Here is a 16,880-nt window from a genome sequence, read left to right on the forward strand (position 1 = left end):
TTTTGCAGTACGAAAGTTGAGGAAGATTGGCAGAGTGATCGAATGCGCTGGACTCGAAATCCGGTATACCCTCTTTGGGTATCGGGGGTTTGAATCCCTCATCTTCCGCGATAACAAGGTCTCTCATTATGGTTGGGAGGCCTTGTTCTTTTTTATCGTTACGACCAGCACAGTTGATGATAGGCACAGCTCTTGCAGCGATCTCTGTCGTCAGTAGGCGTAAATGTCGTCTCTGGATCAAATATTTCTGAGAGCAGCGACCTCAGTTTCTCCATAAATTCATCTTTGTATTCCGCTATATTGTCTATTTTCTTTTTTCCCAAAGACAATGTCGGGTCTGCGTTCTCACCTTGCGTATGCTGAATATAGAGCAGGGAAGGGGTAACGGGGAAATGCATGGGATTTATTTTCGTGTTGTCGTATACGAGCAGAGAATACAGCATTGTCTGCAAATGATAGTTGCTATGGTTCTTGAGCAGGTTAATGCCCGAGAATATATCTTCAATGCTGTTGGTTCTCATGCTTGGTATATTTCCTGTCTTATAGTCAACAACGCGGATATGGCTCTCCCCATTGGATGCCATCTGGTCAAGCCTGTCGATATTGCCTTTGACGGATATGCCTCGCTCTCCTTCGGCAGTTGAGAATCTGACTTCTTCTTTTATTGGCAATTCCAAGCCTTTTATTTCAAAAGGAGTCAGTTGCTCGTCAATACTCAGCAGCTGCCTAAGATACCTTATGATGACAGAGCGATTGATGAGTTGAATGCCATTATATTCGGGCTTGAAAGTCTCATTCTCGTTTTTGAAGACTTCTTTCTTGAAAGCCCTGTCTACGACGCGCTCTATCATCTCCGGGTGATTCAACAGCTCTTTCAGGTGGCTTTCGTGGATTACAGGGTGGCTTTCCCTTAGTGATTGATAGATGAGCTCGGCGCTGTAGTGAAAGATATTACCAAATGTGCGGTTATCCATCATGTCTTCATCATCCATATCAGGCTCCTTGATACCCAGTATCATGTTGTAATAGAAATTAAGTTGGCAGCGGATATACCGATTCAGGGCAGTAGGGGAGATTTCCTCCATCGCCTTGAGTTTCCCTCGAATGAAATCGTTTCTCTTATCTATTTTTGTAGGATATTTCACCGAGGCGATTTGTCCTGGTTGCAATGATAGTCGCTTGATTTTGTGAGGACTTTCCACCATGAGCTGGAGCATGAAGCGGCTCATTTCTCCCGTATGTCCGTCTTCCGTGGCATTATTGTACATCAGGGTTATATCCGTTGCCCTCTGCAGCAGTGAATGGAAATAATAAGCATAGATGGCCACCTTGTTATCAATGGTCGTCAATCCAAAGGCTTTTCTTATGTTATAGGGAATAAAAGAGGAATCATTGACCCCTTTGGGCATGTTTCCTTCATTGCATGAAAGTATCAGCACATGTTCGAAATCCAAATTACGGGTTTCCAGAACACCCATGACCTGTATTCCAACGGCAGGCTCACCATGGAAAGGAATTGATGTAGACTGTATGAGCTGGTGCATTAATCTTTCGAGCGTGATCAGGTCGACCGAGAGGTCTCCGTTTTGAGATAACTCAGAGAGGCGGTTGAGCAGAGTATACATCCTGAAAAGGGATTCCTGAAACAAAGGATTACTCTCTGTCTTCGCATTGGTGCCAATCCGCTTCAATATGGCCAGCATCCATTGCAGCAGCTTGACATTAAAGCTGCTGTCGCCAGTCTCGATACTGCCGAATAATAATGTGAGTCCTTCGTCTATACAGAGTCTTTCCCTCGTAGGATAATATGTCTTCTTGCTTTGAAGGTCGTTTAATAATGGAAGGCAGCCTTCAGAGAGATATCGGGCATATGGATGAGACAGGACTTGGCTCACCTGGCGAATCCGGAACTTCTCTGTGTTGGCAGGGTGCCCAATGGTCTGAAGTCTAAACAGCAAACCCACCAGTGCGGAAAAGGGGGACTGTGATAGCGGATAGCCTGTCGTTATATTGACTTTGTCTGCTTCCGGGGGCAGACAATGGATGATTGTCTGCAGCAGGCTCTCGTCGCACATGACAATGGCCGTCTTCTTGCCTGCGGCAATCCTGTTGTTCTCGCGAAGCCATCGGGATATATATCGTGCCTGGATATTCTCCGTAGTTGCGCTGATATAGTTGATTTTCTTAGGTTTGACAAGATTCCCGTAGATGTCGCCATCCATTGAATCCAGCTCATTGGGAAAGTCCGAAAGATACTGACTAACATAATGACCGGCTTCGTTGTCTTTCATATAATAATCGTCGAAGTCCCAATAGAAGCGTGCTTTGCCTTCCCGTTTCAGCTTTAAGAACAGTTCGCGTTCCACTTTGTGCAATGCGTTGAACCCCACGAAGATATATGTGTTGTATTTAAAAACGGCATTTCCGTCAGCGACTACCGACCGATATAGAGCCCCTTCATACGCTAAGTTTTGTGCCGTAAGCCTTTCATTGTAATTATGATATATGTCGCCTAAATGATTCCACAAGGTAAGAAACCGTTTCTTCATCTCTGTTTGGTGACTGTCAGTAAAATTATGGAAGAACTTTTTCAATATTTCTTTCTGGCTCTCGTTGAGAAACGAGATGTCGTCGAGCTCATGGATATCTTTCAAGTTGCTAAATACTTTGTCGGCATCGGCCATGTTCTTGTCTATATCGTCAAAGTCGGTGAGCAACAATTGGCCCCATCCGTAGAAATGGTCAAGGGTTTCATCCGTTCCTGTACATTCAATAAAAGACTTGTAAAGGTCGCATATCAGCTTAATGGAATCACCGACTTCCACTTCTGTCTGTTGGCGAAAAAGATCGCTGATGGTTATATATGCCGGACTCCATATCGGCTTGTCCGCAATGCGGGCGAGGTGCTCATTGATAAACAACGCGGCTCTCTTATTGGGGAAAACCACCGCTACATCCGCAAGATTTGTACCAATTTTACCGATTATATCCTCTGCTACATATTCAAGAAATCCCTTTTTCATTTCACCTCTTCTATTTTGTTGCTATAAACATACCATAAATATCCCTTGATATTCCTGTGTCCCATATCCTTAAGAAGCTGCATATAGAGCCTGATCTGATCCTTATATTCATCTCGAGGATTTCCGAATTTAAAGTCAACAACAATGGTTTCCTTTCCATTTGTCATCACCCTGTCTGGCCGGTGTTCGACCACTTCATTCGTATTCGGCTCAATATGGAGTATCGTGCATTCATTAAATAACTGCCATTTAGGAGAAAACCAATCTCTGATCCGAGGAAATTCCAATCGCTTCTGCAGCAGTTTCTTCAGACTTTCTGCATTCTGGTTTTCATCATATAATATGCCTTCTAATTCCAATTGCTTTAACGCGGATGTAATATCGTCGGTCGTGTGGATCATAGAAAGTACCGCATGCAGGATATTACCCAGCTTGATGAACCGATTCTGCTCCTCATCTCCTTCCGTTTCGATAAAGCTCTTGCTTTTATTGCTTTGGCGGAATTCCGTGTGATGATTGTAGTTTTCGAGTTTCTCAATGGTGATAATTTCTGGCTTTTGAATGAAGACATTGCCAGTCTCGGCTTTTTCTTCTCCCTTTGACATGGAGATAGTGCCATAGGAAAAGGATATATTTGATTTCTTGTCTTTAACATCTCCTTTAAATATACTATCCTTTAATGAAACCGAGACTGCCTCAATGACTTTTTCAATAATATCACTACGGGTCGCGGCCGTGCTTCTTTTACCAGATATGAATAGATTTCTTGAGGCACGGGTAAATGCCACATAGAGCAAATTCATATTGTCGACCATGTTTTGTAGATGTTCATGCAAATAGTCTTTTTCATAAATGCTTCCCATTAATTGCTTGGAACTAAAGTCTATGGACACAAGCGGTAACTCGTCAAAAGGCTTTCTTTCAGGCTTGCACCAGATCGTAGTGCCGCTTTTTTCAAGTCTCCAATCACAAAACGGAATAAAAACATTATCAAACTCAAGACCTTTGCTTTTATGGATAGTTAAGAGACGGATTCCCTGTACATCTCCACTCTGTATTGTTTTCTGGCAGATGGTTTCGTCCCATTCTTTTAAAAAGGTATCGATATCAGGTATATTGTCTTGAAGAAATTTATTGAGTTGGTCAAAAAACGCACAAATATATGCACCTTGTTGCTCGAATTCTTTCTTGTTAAAAGTTAAGAGAAGCTGCTCTGCAAGGCTATATAGTGGCATGGACACCAAATCATCCCGGTGAAGAAAAACATCTTCTTTGGCACCAATCTTTTTGAGAAAGGCTTTTTCCAGTTGATTGTCAGGATGTATAAGAAATCTCAAGGCACTAATTAAGGTGCATACGGCTTGGGAAGCATCTAATCTGAATGCTTCATCAGAAACCAAAGGAATATCGGGGAAGTTATGGCTAAAATGGTCTGCAAGTAGTTGAATGTCTTTGTTGTTACGCACTAAAATTGCCATTTTGTCATAGCCTATGCCTAATGATCGCAATTCCTTAATAGTTGTTGAAAGGTTTTCTAAGATCTCGTCCGTTTCATTATATAAATCTATGCGTACTAAGCCTTCAGCTTTCTTTATGGGGATTTCTTGGCACACATCGGCATATGCACGCTTCATCTGCAAAACATCAACAGGATTATCTGTGCCCAAAACTCTGCTTTCTTCGGCTGAAGCCCTGCTGAAAAACTCATTATTGAATTCTATAATATTTCTTTGTGAGCGATAGTTTATTTGCAGATTCTGTATATCTAATTGAAGCAGAGGTGATGGAAATTCCTTTTCGATCTCATTAAGAAGCCTCCAGTCTCCTGACCGCCATCTATAAATACTTTGCTTCACATCGCCCACAATGAGATTATCCGCATTAGCATGACTCATACATTCAAGTAGCAGAACTTTGAAATTGCTCCACTGAACTATGCTCGTATCCTGAAATTCGTCAATCATGACATGCTCCAACTGAGAGCCTATCTTCTCAAAGATAAAAGGGGAGTCGCTGTCATCAATCAGGGCATGCAGAAGTGATTGCGTATCACTTAATAAGAAGCGGTTGGCTTCAATATTTAGTTCTTGGACTTTTCGTTCTATGCTACTTAATAGGCGCAATTGGTTTAAATGCCGCAATGTAAGTTCCGCGGACTTATATATCTTTACTAATTGTGGTCTTTCTTGCTCTATTTTGTTTAAAAGGGGCATGAGGGTAGTCTGAACAAATATAAACTTTTCATTTGTGGAATTGGCCTCTGCCTTAAGAACCCATTCTTCGGGATGCTCCATGCCGCTAACAGCTGTCTTGGTAAGTAATTCTTTATCGGAAAACTTGCCATCTCTAAGCTTAATGAAATATCCACATACTCCTGACGCGCCTTTTGAGAAGTCGTCAACCTTTAGTCCCTTTTCGTCCAGAACATCAAAAAAAAGCTTTGCATAATGGTTAAGCTTCTCTTCTGACTCCTGTTTAAGGCTGCGTAATTTTCGTGTATAGGTATTAAAGAAATTCTCTTTGTTGAGAACTTCATTCAACTGCCGACTGTTCTCCTTATAAAAATCTTTGAAGATGGTAGCCCCAAATTTCTTGATTTTCCCTATTACATTCCACCCCTTATCGTCAGAAATGTTCTGGTCTATATACTCGATAATCCATGTAAGAATCTTGTCGTGTGAGTCCAGATTCTCAATAAGCTCATCGACGGCCTGTTCTTCTACTTGATAGTCATTTAGCCCAACCTTAAGATTTGCAGTTAAGTCCAGTTCTCTGGCAAGATTCCTTAACACAGTTTGGAAGAAAGCGTCTATTGTCTCAATGCGGAAGTAATTGTAGTTGTGTAATAGATTTCTTAAAGCAATATTGGCATTCCTTTTTATAATATCTTCTGCAAGTCCAGTTTCTTCTATGATTTTATCTTTGTATGTCTGAGATTTCCCGTCGTCCTGTGATATCCCATACAATTGACTTAAAATCCTTATCTTCATTTCCTCTGTGGCCTTGTTTGTAAATGTAACAGCGAGGATATTGCGATAGCTTTGTGGATTGAGTATCACAAGTTTCATGTATTCCACTGCGAGTGTGAAGGTTTTACCAGAGCCCGCACTGGCTTTATAAATAGTTAATGGTTTTGAGTTTTTCATAGGTTTACCATTGTCTAAATAGTTCCAAGCCGATTTTTGCTCCGAAACCGTTATACTTGCCATTCCTGAATGCCGAGAAGATGGCTATGGATACCCATCTTGTCGTAAATCCATAGCCGAATTCCGTATAGGGATGTAGATGGGGTACGATCAAGGTGCTTCCATAGAGGCGTTCCTTCTCTATAAAATGTCCGGCAAGTGGCATCCAGCTTAAAAAAAGCAGAGGGCATTCGTAAGTTATATTAGAGCGGACATAATATCTTGAAAGATTATATTGATCACTGGACAGAAGTTCAAATTCACCAGTCCAATCATCGTTCCATCCACCAGGTATGTTATTGTCCTTGAAGTTGGTATAATCAAGAAAATAGTTGCTTCCGTCAATGAATGTATATAGCCCGACGCCACCTCTGAATGAGAGATTTCTCAATCGGTGTACACGAAGAATATATTGTAAGTCTGCTTCCCAGCGCTCATATGCGATATCTGCATTCATAAATCCTCTAATTGAGCGTTCCCAGTCAAGGTTCAGCACAGGGCCTCTCCATCCTATGGGGCGCAGACTGACTTCCAGCATGGGCGCAACAGATCTATACGAAACAGGCATTCCTGCTTTTTTATAAGCATATCTTTCAACTGCATCTCTATGGTGCGCAATAAGGCCAACTTGAAAACTAAACCTGTCGGATATATCGTAATTGTTTAATAATTTCAATTGGAAATCTTTGAAAAACTCCATCCTTTCAATATTGAGGCCCTCCTTTTCAGTCAGGTTGGCGAGAGCACCTTCCCGTGCTGCAGCGTTTTTTATCCAGTTTCCGTTACCAACGAAGAGTTCTATGTATCCATGCTTTTTGCGATTGTAATGATATTCAAAGGGAATTTGATAATAGAATTGCTTTTGTTTGAAAGAATACCCGGCCTTGAACCTGGCAAATACGAAACTATTTTCCGAAAACGAAAAGGTTGTTCGGATGTCAAACTTGTAATAGAATCCTTTCCTTTTGCTATAACCCATATAAAGCGGGTTGAAGAGTGGATTCACCCTAATATAGCCCTGGTCGTTGGTTCCATAATAGCCAGTTGTCTTTTGCAGCAAATGTTCTCCGATAGTATCCCAGAATACGCGTTTAACCCAACTGCGTTCTCTCTTCGTTTCTTTAATATTTAGTTGTGTTGAATCGCCGTAGAACTCTTTATACACTTCAATCTCTTCAGGCCTTAACTCCTTCGTCCGCAATCGAGACATCAGCCGCAAATCCTCTACTTCGTCGACATAATCATCTATCGTCTTTTCCAGACCAAAATAAGCTGAATACCTTGCGGCAATCTTATTCCCTATGAAGTCAAACTCAGCCTTCAAATCGCAGCTTACGGGAAATAATGATCTCGCCCCTTCATCACCCATCTTAAGTGTCAAGTGAAATGATATCATGTCATATTCTCCATCCATATATCCACTTATAATGCGGCCGGAAAGCGAGTCGACCACTACGGATCCTTTGACCAGCTGTGTATTTTCTATTCTCGGCTGAAAATAGATATTCACCTTATGTTGAGGAAGAAAGATAACATTGTATTTATAAAATCGCTTGTTCGTCTGGCAGAATGGAGACAGAATGTAATCTTCAATGATGGTTTCAGAGTATATTGTTGGCCTCAGAAACTTGCCGATTGTGGGCAAAGCACTTCCATGATGAGGTATTGTACTGAGGAAAACCATTCTTTTCGTTTCTACATTTTCCATGTTGTGATGAATAACGCGATAATAGCTTTCGGTGATATATTTCCGCCGGGGGCCGTGCGCAACTCGGTACATCGAAGGAACGGGAAGCAGTGCGATGTTTCGTCTCTCCACCTCAAATTTGCTCTTTACATATGAGTAGCTGATGGCATCGTTCAACTCTGCGGTGTCGACGGTAGATATATAGTTGAACACGCGACCCAACATGAGGGCATCATTCTTCTCCTCGCTGTCTGCTCTCACTACTTGGGACAAGCATGTAAAGGCTAATAAAAATATGTATTTTGCCATGCGCATCATTTACAAAGGTAACAAAAATCCCCGTTTCCACAATAGAGACGGGGGGATATTTTTGAATGATCTTAAACTTATCCGAGATATTTCATCAGAATTTTAGCATTGCCGCTGTCGCGAAGTTTGGCTATGCTTTTCTCGCGAATCTGGCGTACTCGCTCACGGGTGAGACCGAGCTGATCGCCGATTTCTTCTAAACCTTTTTCGTGGCAGCCGATTCCGAAGCACTCTCGGATGATCGTTATTTCACGATCCTTCAGTACCTTGATCAATACTTGGTTTAGTTCCATGGCCATGCTCTCGTGGTCGACCTGTCTGTCCGTACGGCTGTCATCACCGGAAGGCATTACATCGAGCATGCAGTTGTCTTCGCCGTCTTGGAAGGGAGCGTCAATACTTACATGGTGGCCATCGGCCATCAGGCTCTGCCCAATCTTCTCTTCATCGATGTTTGTTGCCTCAGCAAGTTCGCCGACTGAAGGATGGCGCTGGTTCTCTTGCTCAAACTTGTTGATTTCGTGGTTAATTTTGTTCAGAGACCCTACCTGATTCAACGGCAGGCGAACGATGCGACTCTGCTCTGCGATGGCCTGAAGAATACTCTGCCGAATCCACCAAACAGCATAGGAGATGAACTTAAAACCGCGAGTTTCGTCAAATTTCTGAGCCGCTTTTATCAAGCCGATATTACCCTCGTCTATGAGGTCGGTGAGGGTAAGGCCTTGATGTTGGTATTGTTTTGCCACGGAGACAACAAAACGCAGGTTGGCCGTTACCAGCTTGTCCTTTGCCCGTTCGCCTTCCGGTCCTCCTTTCTTTATCTTTTGTGCTAATTCTATTTCTTCATCAATTGAAATGAGAGGTGCTCGCCCAATCTCCACCAGATACTTATCCAGGGCTTCGCTTGAACGATTCGTAATACTCTTTTGAATCTTTAATTGTCTCATCTTATATAGCTTATCCTTTCTAACAACTTGATAATCAGTTATTTTCCGGTTGAAGTTACCGAAAAACATTGCAAAATTACAAAAAATAACGATACCTTGTTCAATATATCGGATTTATTTTTGCATAAAAAATGTTAAGCGGCGTCCCTCCCCGTCGTCTCTTAAATACAGCAAAAAACATGCCATAAATAGGCAACAGGAAATTCAGAAGTCGTGCCCGCTTCGACTGGCCGATATCGGGAGAATGTGTAAAGGCGGTTAGTGGGATGACAATTTCGGCGACTTTGTCGTACAATATCGGCGAAATTGTCAGACAAAATCGCCGATTTTGTCATTCTGTTTGCGGCTGTCAGGCACAAGGGGGGTGATTATCCCTCATCAGGGTGGCAGATTCCATGATAATAAGTGGCAGCATCCTAATAGGCAAGCAACCACAGCCTGCCTATTAGGAGCCGCTACAAGGATGATATAGGGGTGCGGACCAGTAAGTTAATAGCTGCGGGCGATAATCACGCGCGCCTTGCCTGGCTTGCCAGAAACCATGTCTACTCCCGGCGTCTGCTCGAAACCATAGGGAATGCAGCGAATCGTAGCTTGTGTCTCTTCCTTGATTTTCGCCTCGGTCTCGGCTGTTCCATCCCAATGGCAAAGGAAGAATCCTCCCCCTTGAATGCGCTCTTTGAATTCCTCATAGTCGTCGCATTCATAAATGTGAGCATCGCGATAGGTGCGGGCCTTCTCGAATATGTTTTCCTGAATGTCCTCAAGAAGATTTTTCACACGCTCAACAATGCCTTCGAAAGACACGCTCTCTTTTTCAAGGGTGTCGCGGCGCATGATCTCAATGGTATTGTTTTCCAGATCTCTACCGCCCATTACGAGGCGCACGGGGACGCCTTTCAATTCGTAGTCCGCGAATTTGAAACCTGGTCGTTTGTTGCCAGAGTCGTCGTATTTCACGCTGATACCCGCCGCACGAAGAGCGTCGATGACAGGGGTTAACTTCCCGGTAATCGCCTTTAGCTGTTCCTCGCCCTTGGTGATAGGCACGATGACAACCTGAATCGGTGCGAGCCGTGGAGGAAGCACCAAGCCGTTGTCGTCAGAATGGGTCATGATGAGGGCTCCGATGAGTCGCGTCGAGACACCCCAGGAGGTAGCCCACACATACTCGGGTTTGTTCTCCTTGTTCAGGAATGTTACATCAAAGGATTTTGCAAAGTTCTGCCCGAGGAAGTGGGATGTGCCGCTCTGAAGCGCCTTGCCATCCTGCATCATAGCCTCGATGGTGTAAGTGTCGAGAGCTCCGGCAAATCTTTCGGTCTCACTTTTTACTCCCTGGATTACGGGAACGCCCATCCATTTCTCGGCAAAGTCGGCATATACATGCAGCATCTTCTGTGCTTCAGACTCCGCTTCTTCACGGGTGGCGTGGGCCGTGTGGCCTTCCTGCCACAGGAACTCTGATGTGCGGAGGAAGGGCCGGGTGCGCATTTCCCAGCGCATGACATTGCACCACTGGTTGCACATCAGGGGAAGGTCGCGATAAGAGTGTATCCAATTCTTATAGGTGTTCCAAATGATGGTCTCGGAAGTAGGGCGCACGATGAGTTCCTCTTCCAACTTAGCCGCAGGATCGACCACGACGCCATTGGCATCTTCGTCGGCCTTGAGGCGGTAATGGGTAACTACGGCACACTCCTTGGCAAATCCTTTCACATGTTCGGCCTCTCGCGAAAGGAATGACTTGGGGATTAGCAATGGGAAATAGGCGTTCTGAACACCGGTTTCCTTAAACATCTTGTCAAGCTGTGCCTGCATTTTTTCCCAGATGGCATAGCCATATGGCTTGATGACCATGCATCCCCGGACGGCAGACTGCTCGGCGAGGTCTGCCTTTACTACCAAGTCGTTATACCACTGACTGTAGTTGTCGGCACGCTTGGTAAGCTCTTTTAATTCTTTTGCCATAATTTATTTCTGTCTTTATTTTGCTGCTTTTAGGGAAATGCCTATCATCCTTTAGGCAAAATCCCGGCGCAGAGATTTCTGGAATCTCTAATTTTGCAGCAAAAGTACTAAAAAAAGTTGGTAAAACAGCCATTATGCGAAAAAAGAATTATCTTTGCAATAGATTCAAATCCTATTGATACAGACATTTAAAATTAAATAGATTATGAGAAAAATGAAATTGATGACATTGGGCCTTGCTTTCCTGACCGTAATGAGTGGAGTTACTTCTTGCGCAACAAAGCAGGGAACGGGCAGTCTGGCCGGCGCCGGAGGTGGTGCCGTGTTGGGCGGTATACTTGGTAATATTATCGGTAAAGATTCTAAGGCCACGGCTATCGGTGCGGCAATAGGCGGTGCCGTCGGTGCGGGCGCAGGTGCGCTGATTGGCCGACACATGGATAAAGTCGCGCAGGAAACGGCCGCCCAGGTCCAGAATGCCAAAGTGGAGGAAGTAACCGATGCCAACGGACTGGCTGCAGTCAAGGTAACCTTTGACAGCGGTATCCTATTTGCTACGAACAAGGCGGTATTGAACGCAAGGTCCAAGAACGAGCTTGCGAAATTCGCGGGAGTGCTGAGGAATAATGCCGATTGCCATGTTGATATTTATGGGCACACGGATTCTACGGGGAACGATGGTATTAACATCCCGTTGTCCAACAGCCGCGCGCAGAGTGTCGTAAGCTATCTTAAGAGCTGTGGAGTCCCGTCTTCCCAATTCAAGAACATCGTAGGCAAGGGCAGCTCGGAGCCTGTGGCAGACAACTCCACCTCGGCAGGCAGACAGCAGAATCGCCGTGTAGAAGTATATTTGTATGCTTCCCAGACGATGGTCGACGCGGCCAATGCCGGTACATTGAAGTAAAGTGTATAGAATTTTAAGTCAAACTAAAACAGGGATGCATGCCATATAGAAAGTGTGCATCCCTCTTTCTGTAGAAATGAGGTTGATACTCAAGGCCATTCGTTGGATAACAGCTCTCTTTTTTGCTTCCACAATAACAGCTGTGGTTGCATACAGGTTTCTGCCTGTTTATGTAACGCCGTTAATGATTATAAGGTGTGTGGAAAATGGAAGCCTTACGATGCGCCACCATTGGGTCTCCATGGATGAAATCTCGCCGCATATGCCCGTTGCCGTAATGGCAAGTGAAGACCAAAGGTTTCTGCTGCATCATGGATTTGATTATAATGCCATAGAAAAGGCTGCCGCCCATAATCTCAAGAGTAAGACCGCTAAGGTGCATGGGGCAAGTACGATTTCGCAGCAGACGGCTAAGAATGTCTTTTTGTGGCCGGGTCGGAGTTGGGTCAGAAAGGGATTTGAGGTCTATTTCACGGCGCTCATCGAGCTGATATGGAGCAAGCAGCGCATCATGGAAGTCTATCTGAATTCCATAGAAATGGGGGATTGCGTTTATGGCGTTGACGCGTGCGCGGCATATCATTTTGGAAAAACTGCCAAAGAACTGTCCAGGGCAGACTGTGCGTTAATATCCGCAACCCTTCCCAATCCGCGGAAATTCTCCTCTAAATATCCAAGTGCATATATGAGGCAAAGGCAGCGTCGCATAGAACGGGAAATGAAATTCATACCCTCATTCCCCAAAGAGGGCAAAGATATAGATCCCAAAACGGTATCTGGCGGTATATATCACAATAAAAGATAAGTTCGTAATGACGGAAAACATACTCACCCAATTGAATGAAAGCCAGCGTCAGGCTGTAGAATACTGCGATGGGCCAGAACTTGTAATTGCAGGTGCGGGCTCTGGGAAAACCCGCGTGCTGACCTATAAGATAGCATACCTCCTACAGAAAGGCATGAGTCCTTGGAATATTCTTGCCCTCACTTTTACAAATAAGGCGGCAAATGAAATGAAGGAGCGCATAGGCAGTCTTGTGGGAAACGGTAAGGCGCGCGAGTTATGGATGGGCACTTTCCATTCGATTTTTTCCAGAATTCTCAGATACGAGGCCGATTTGGCGGGGTATACGCCGGCATTTACCATATATGACGAAGCGGATAGTCGCTCACTCTTGAAGGCTATTATCAAGGAAATGCAACTGGACGACAAGGCATACAAGCCTGCTTCGGTACATAATCGAATTTCCATGGCGAAGAATCATTTGTGCTTTGCCCAACAATATGCCAATGACGGAAGTCTGCTGGAGCGGGATAAACAAATGAGAATGCCGGAGCTATATAAGATATATTCAACCTATGAAAATCGACTTCGGCAAGCCAATGCCATGGACTTCGATGATTTGTTGACGAATACATTTAAGCTCTTCCGGGATAATCAATCTGTTCGGGAGAAGTATGCGGAGCGGTTCCAATATGTATTGGTCGATGAATATCAGGATACCAACTATGTACAACAGCAAATAGTATGGCTTTTGACAAAAGAAAACCAGAAGATATGCGTTGTCGGCGATGACTATCAGAGTATCTATGGGTTTCGTGGTGCCAACATTGACAATATACTTGATTTCCAGAAAATATATAAGAGTTCCCGGCTCTTTAAACTGGAGCAAAACTATCGATCAACTCAGCGGATCGTCCTGGCAGCTAACAGTCTGATGAAACATAATCAGCGGCAGATAGATAAAGATGTATATAGTAAAAATGAAGAAGGAGAGAAACTGATACTGAAACCTGTATATAGCGACCGTGAGGAAGCCGCCGTTGTTACGAAGAACATCCAAAAGATTAAGAGACAGGAAAGTTGTGAATATTCTGATTTTGCCGTCTTGTATAGGACAAATGCACAGAGCCGGCCTTTCGAAGAAGAAATGCGGAAGCAAGGAATTCCTTATCGTATCTATGGAGGACTGAGCTTCTATCAGCGAAAGGAAATAAAGGATATCATCGCATACTTCCGCCTGGTGGTAAATCCTAATGATGAAGAGGCATTTAAACGAATAATTAATTATCCTGCGAGAGGAATAGGCAATACAACCATACAAAAGATTATTGAAGCTGCCCAGCAAAGTACGGTGAGCTTATGGGAAATTATCAATACCCCGGCATTATATGAGTTGAATTTAAGCAAAGGCACACTTTCGAGAATCAATGGATTCAGGAATATGATAACAGCCTTCATTCAAAAGCTAAACAGTACTGATGTATATGAGCTGGGAAAGGAAATTATTTCCATAAGCGGTATTAGCATGGATATATATTCTAATTCGGACCCAGAGGGATTGTCCAGACAAGAGAATCTTGAGGAGTTTTTAAACGGGATGAATGACTTTGTCGAAGGAAGAAAAGAGGAGGGGAGAGAACACGAGGCGCTTCTTCCGGATTTCTTGCAAGAAGTGTCGTTGCTTTCCGACCTCGACAGTAATGATAATGAAACAAGCAAAGTTGCCTTAATGACTATACACTCCGCAAAGGGGCTTGAGTTCCCCACGGTATTCATAGTGGGAATGGAAGAGAACATTTTTCCAAGCCCGATGGCAGCTAATAACCTTCGTGAATTAGAAGAGGAACGAAGACTGCTTTATGTTGCCATAACACGAGCTGAACGGCATTGCATCTTAACTTGTGCAAGAAATCGCTTTAGATATGGAAAAATGGAATTTGATACGCCAAGCCGTTTCCTTAAAGAGATAGATCCGAGACATATAAGTATAGAGGAGGGGACTGTTCCCGATATGGATTCCAAATGGGAAAGGTATAAAAGAAAGCTTTGGGATGCAGATGGTGAAATAAATACATTCTATCCGCAGAGATCTGATAGATGGCAAAATTCCAAACCTGTTGCTGGACAGTTTATGGCAGATCCTAAACAGAAAATCACTTCCCGGCATCAACAAGAGATAGCTGTTGACCCTTTGTCGGAGTCTTTTAAACAGCGATTAGTCCGTAGTGGTGGAAGTTTGAGAAAGGTTACTGATGCGATTCAGAATGGCGGTAGAAAAACAAAGGAATCGCCCTCTCCGCATGATATGACCTCCTTGGCAGAAGGAGTAATGATTGAACACCAGCGTTTTGGCCTTGGAAAAATCATTAAAGTTGAAGGAACAGGAGAAAACGCGAAAGCTACCGTGGAATTTCAAAATACCGGAACCAAACAATTGTTGCTGAAGTTTGCGAAATTCAAGGTTATTTCTTAATTAGCAGCAACGATGGCATCCCCACATATAGGGAATGCCATCGTTGCCTATAAACTTTCATCTTCGGGTTTATCCAAACTTCTATTTGTTTTATAAGGGCTTTTCTTTCGGAGTAACCATTCCGCTTTTCGAGCCTCATATTCATCCCTATGGCGTTCTAAGAAGTTATCTGCCATTTACTTGAATTTAGAATAGATTACGCCTATCTTTATTGGTGAGCCCGGATTATTGAGCCCCCCCACTAATTTCGTACTTGTAAGCGACATGTCATGCGTTATGCTCGTAAGGATCGTTGATGAGCTCACGGTCGTGTATGCTGCATTTACTGGTATCAATACCACTTTATTCCAATCGTTTCCCGTGCGGTGTTTGTTCATATAGCTAATCATGCCCGAGATGTTGTTAAAGGTATATGTATTGGTGCTATTTGTGTATGTAGCGAGAAACGATGACTTATAGTCAGGCAGACTATTGCTTTCAAAGAAAGAATGAAGCTGCGCCTTTGGTATCATTAATATTGTTGATGGGACATCGAGCGAATATTCACTATTCGTGGAATTGTTTATGCGGTTTAGGCTTATCTTGGCCGAATTGATTGAATCATTTTCATGTCCCTTTACAATCTCGTCTATTGGCAATGTCATCTCTGTAAAGATACCGGCAGGAGATTTGAGGTAGGAGCAGGTGTTATCAGCCACCAACTGGTCTATGACATGATTGTCATTGGTGAAATGCGTTGTCTGCAAAACCTCTTCCGTACCAGCAAATGATGCGATTCCGGTGTAAATGCTATCCTTATAATTGTACCTGAAATACACATTCAATTGACTTGCCGAGATATATGCCATGGAGTTAAGACCGCTTTCACTCTTAAAGTAGAAGCCCGGCACGACATTCTGTATGAATGTGTATGCGTTTTTAAAATAAGACGGATTCTTATAGTAAGTACGCATAATATATGTGCCAAAGTTGTTATAGGAGTTACCCTCCTTGTCAGTATAGGACTTGTCAAGGTTTATGCGAATATTCTTTCGGTATGAACTTTTCTTGCGGAGACTTTCCGGAATATTAAGGTCTGTCAGCGTATAAGGCAGTTCTGCAATCGGGCCGTTCTTACGGAGATAGCCCATTCCTTCAATATCGTAGTCTGTATAATAATTCCCGTCAGCAAGAGGCTTGTCAAGTTCATGGACGCTCATTTTCATTGGCACAAGCGAATCCCCATAGAATGTGTCATAATAGAGGCGGATTTCTACCGAGTCAGCAATTACTTCTCCATCTTTCAGACTCCGTATATCATCTTTCTTGGGGAACTCGTAATTCTCTAAATTATGAAATTGAATCATACAGTCGCCTGTAATATACGCTCCTGTCTCCGGATCGCGGACCTTGCCGAGATAAGCTGTTGTTGTACGAGACAATACAGAGTTGGCTTTCAGGGAGCGTGTCATTACCGTGAAAGTATCTGTTTTAATGGTCAGATTATCGGCGATATCCGTTATGGAAATCCCCAATGAATCTGTTGTTGTGTCGCAAGATGCGAAAACGAAAGATGCAAGTACAAGACCTGCGAAGAACTTTGGTTTCATTA

The 16,880-nt window shown here is 43.6% G+C and carries 9 protein-coding genes and 1 tRNA gene; 4 read left to right on the forward strand and 6 right to left on the reverse strand.

The window, feature by feature from the left end; all coding sequences use genetic code 11:
* Nucleotides 1-20: 20 nt before the first annotated feature.
* Nucleotides 21-108, forward strand: a tRNA-Ser gene (locus tag C7120_RS10085).
* A gap of 50 nt (nt 109-158) precedes the next feature.
* Here C7120_RS10085 and C7120_RS10090 read toward each other — a convergent pair.
* The 5 genes from C7120_RS10090 to proS all read right to left on the reverse strand — a co-directional run bounded on the left by C7120_RS10090 (nt 159) and on the right by proS (nt 11,125).
* Complete coding sequence (locus C7120_RS10090) at nt 159-3,023, reverse strand: PD-(D/E)XK nuclease family protein (protein WP_107621565.1); 2,865 nt, start codon at nt 3,021-3,023, stop codon at nt 159-161.
* Nucleotides 3,020-6,232, reverse strand: coding sequence for a UvrD-helicase domain-containing protein (locus C7120_RS10095; protein WP_369916871.1), 3,213 nt, complete (start codon nt 6,230-6,232; stop codon nt 3,020-3,022). The genes C7120_RS10090 and C7120_RS10095 overlap by 4 nt, the downstream gene beginning before the upstream one ends.
* A complete protein-coding gene (locus C7120_RS10100; protein ID WP_146154256.1) occupies nt 6,174-8,204 on the reverse strand; it encodes a DUF5686 family protein in 2,031 nt (676 codons plus the stop codon). The genes C7120_RS10095 and C7120_RS10100 overlap by 59 nt, the downstream gene beginning before the upstream one ends.
* Nucleotides 8,205-8,281: 77 nt before the next feature.
* Entirely contained in the window at nt 8,282-9,154 is an 873-nt protein-coding gene (locus C7120_RS10105; RefSeq protein ID WP_107621927.1) for an RNA polymerase sigma factor RpoD/SigA, read from the reverse strand.
* 489 nt (nt 9,155-9,643) lie between these two features.
* Nucleotides 9,644-11,125, reverse strand: a complete 1,482-nt coding sequence (proS, locus tag C7120_RS10110; protein WP_107621568.1) for a proline--tRNA ligase — start codon at nt 11,123-11,125, stop codon at nt 9,644-9,646.
* A gap of 205 nt (nt 11,126-11,330) precedes the next feature.
* Here proS and C7120_RS10115 point away from each other — a divergent pair, with 205 nt between their 5' ends.
* From C7120_RS10115 to C7120_RS10125, 3 genes are all read left to right on the forward strand, one after another.
* A complete protein-coding gene (locus tag C7120_RS10115; protein ID WP_107621569.1) occupies nt 11,331-12,032 on the forward strand; it encodes an OmpA family protein in 702 nt (233 codons plus the stop codon).
* Nucleotides 12,033-12,108: 76 nt separating this feature from the next.
* Nucleotides 12,109-12,837, forward strand: a complete 729-nt coding sequence (gene mtgA, locus C7120_RS10120; protein ID WP_107621570.1) for a monofunctional biosynthetic peptidoglycan transglycosylase — start codon at nt 12,109-12,111, stop codon at nt 12,835-12,837.
* A 7-nt stretch (nt 12,838-12,844) separates the two neighbouring features.
* Nucleotides 12,845-15,289, forward strand: a complete 2,445-nt coding sequence (locus tag C7120_RS10125) for an ATP-dependent helicase (RefSeq protein WP_107621571.1) — start codon at nt 12,845-12,847, stop codon at nt 15,287-15,289.
* Nucleotides 15,290-15,465: 176 nt separating this feature from the next.
* Here the strand turns inward: C7120_RS10125 and C7120_RS10135 are convergent, their stop codons facing one another.
* Nucleotides 15,466-16,878 carry a DUF4270 domain-containing protein gene (locus C7120_RS10135; protein WP_107621573.1) on the reverse strand — a complete coding sequence of 471 codons (1,413 nt, stop codon included), beginning with the start codon at nt 16,876-16,878 and terminating at the stop codon, nt 15,466-15,468.
* Nucleotides 16,879-16,880: the final 2 nt, after the last annotated feature.

Origin of the sequence: Prevotella sp. oral taxon 376, assembly GCF_003043945.1 — a bacterium.
Classification (GTDB): Bacteria; Bacteroidota; Bacteroidia; order Bacteroidales; family Bacteroidaceae; genus Prevotella.

Excerpts from the sequence above, each read along its gene's own strand:
- C7120_RS10095 (WP_369916871.1), bottom strand. The coding sequence starts at position 6,232 with ATGGCAAGTATAACGGTTTCGGAGCAAAAATCGGCTTGGAACTATTTA.
- C7120_RS10135 (WP_107621573.1), bottom strand. The coding sequence starts at position 16,878 with ATGAAACCAAAGTTCTTCGCAGGTCTTGTACTTGCATCTTTCGTTTTC.
- C7120_RS10100 (WP_146154256.1), bottom strand. The coding sequence starts at position 8,204 with ATGGCAAAATACATATTTTTATTAGCCTTTACATGCTTGTCCCAAGTA.
- C7120_RS10090 (WP_107621565.1), bottom strand. The coding sequence starts at position 3,023 with ATGAAAAAGGGATTTCTTGAATATGTAGCAGAGGATATAATCGGTAAA.
- proS (WP_107621568.1), bottom strand. The coding sequence starts at position 11,125 with ATGGCAAAAGAATTAAAAGAGCTTACCAAGCGTGCCGACAACTACAGT.
- mtgA (WP_107621570.1), top strand. The coding sequence starts at position 12,109 with ATGAGGTTGATACTCAAGGCCATTCGTTGGATAACAGCTCTCTTTTTT.
- C7120_RS10105 (WP_107621927.1), bottom strand. The coding sequence starts at position 9,154 with ATGAGACAATTAAAGATTCAAAAGAGTATTACGAATCGTTCAAGCGAA.
- C7120_RS10115 (WP_107621569.1), top strand. The coding sequence starts at position 11,331 with ATGAGAAAAATGAAATTGATGACATTGGGCCTTGCTTTCCTGACCGTA.
- C7120_RS10125 (WP_107621571.1), top strand. The coding sequence starts at position 12,845 with ATGACGGAAAACATACTCACCCAATTGAATGAAAGCCAGCGTCAGGCT.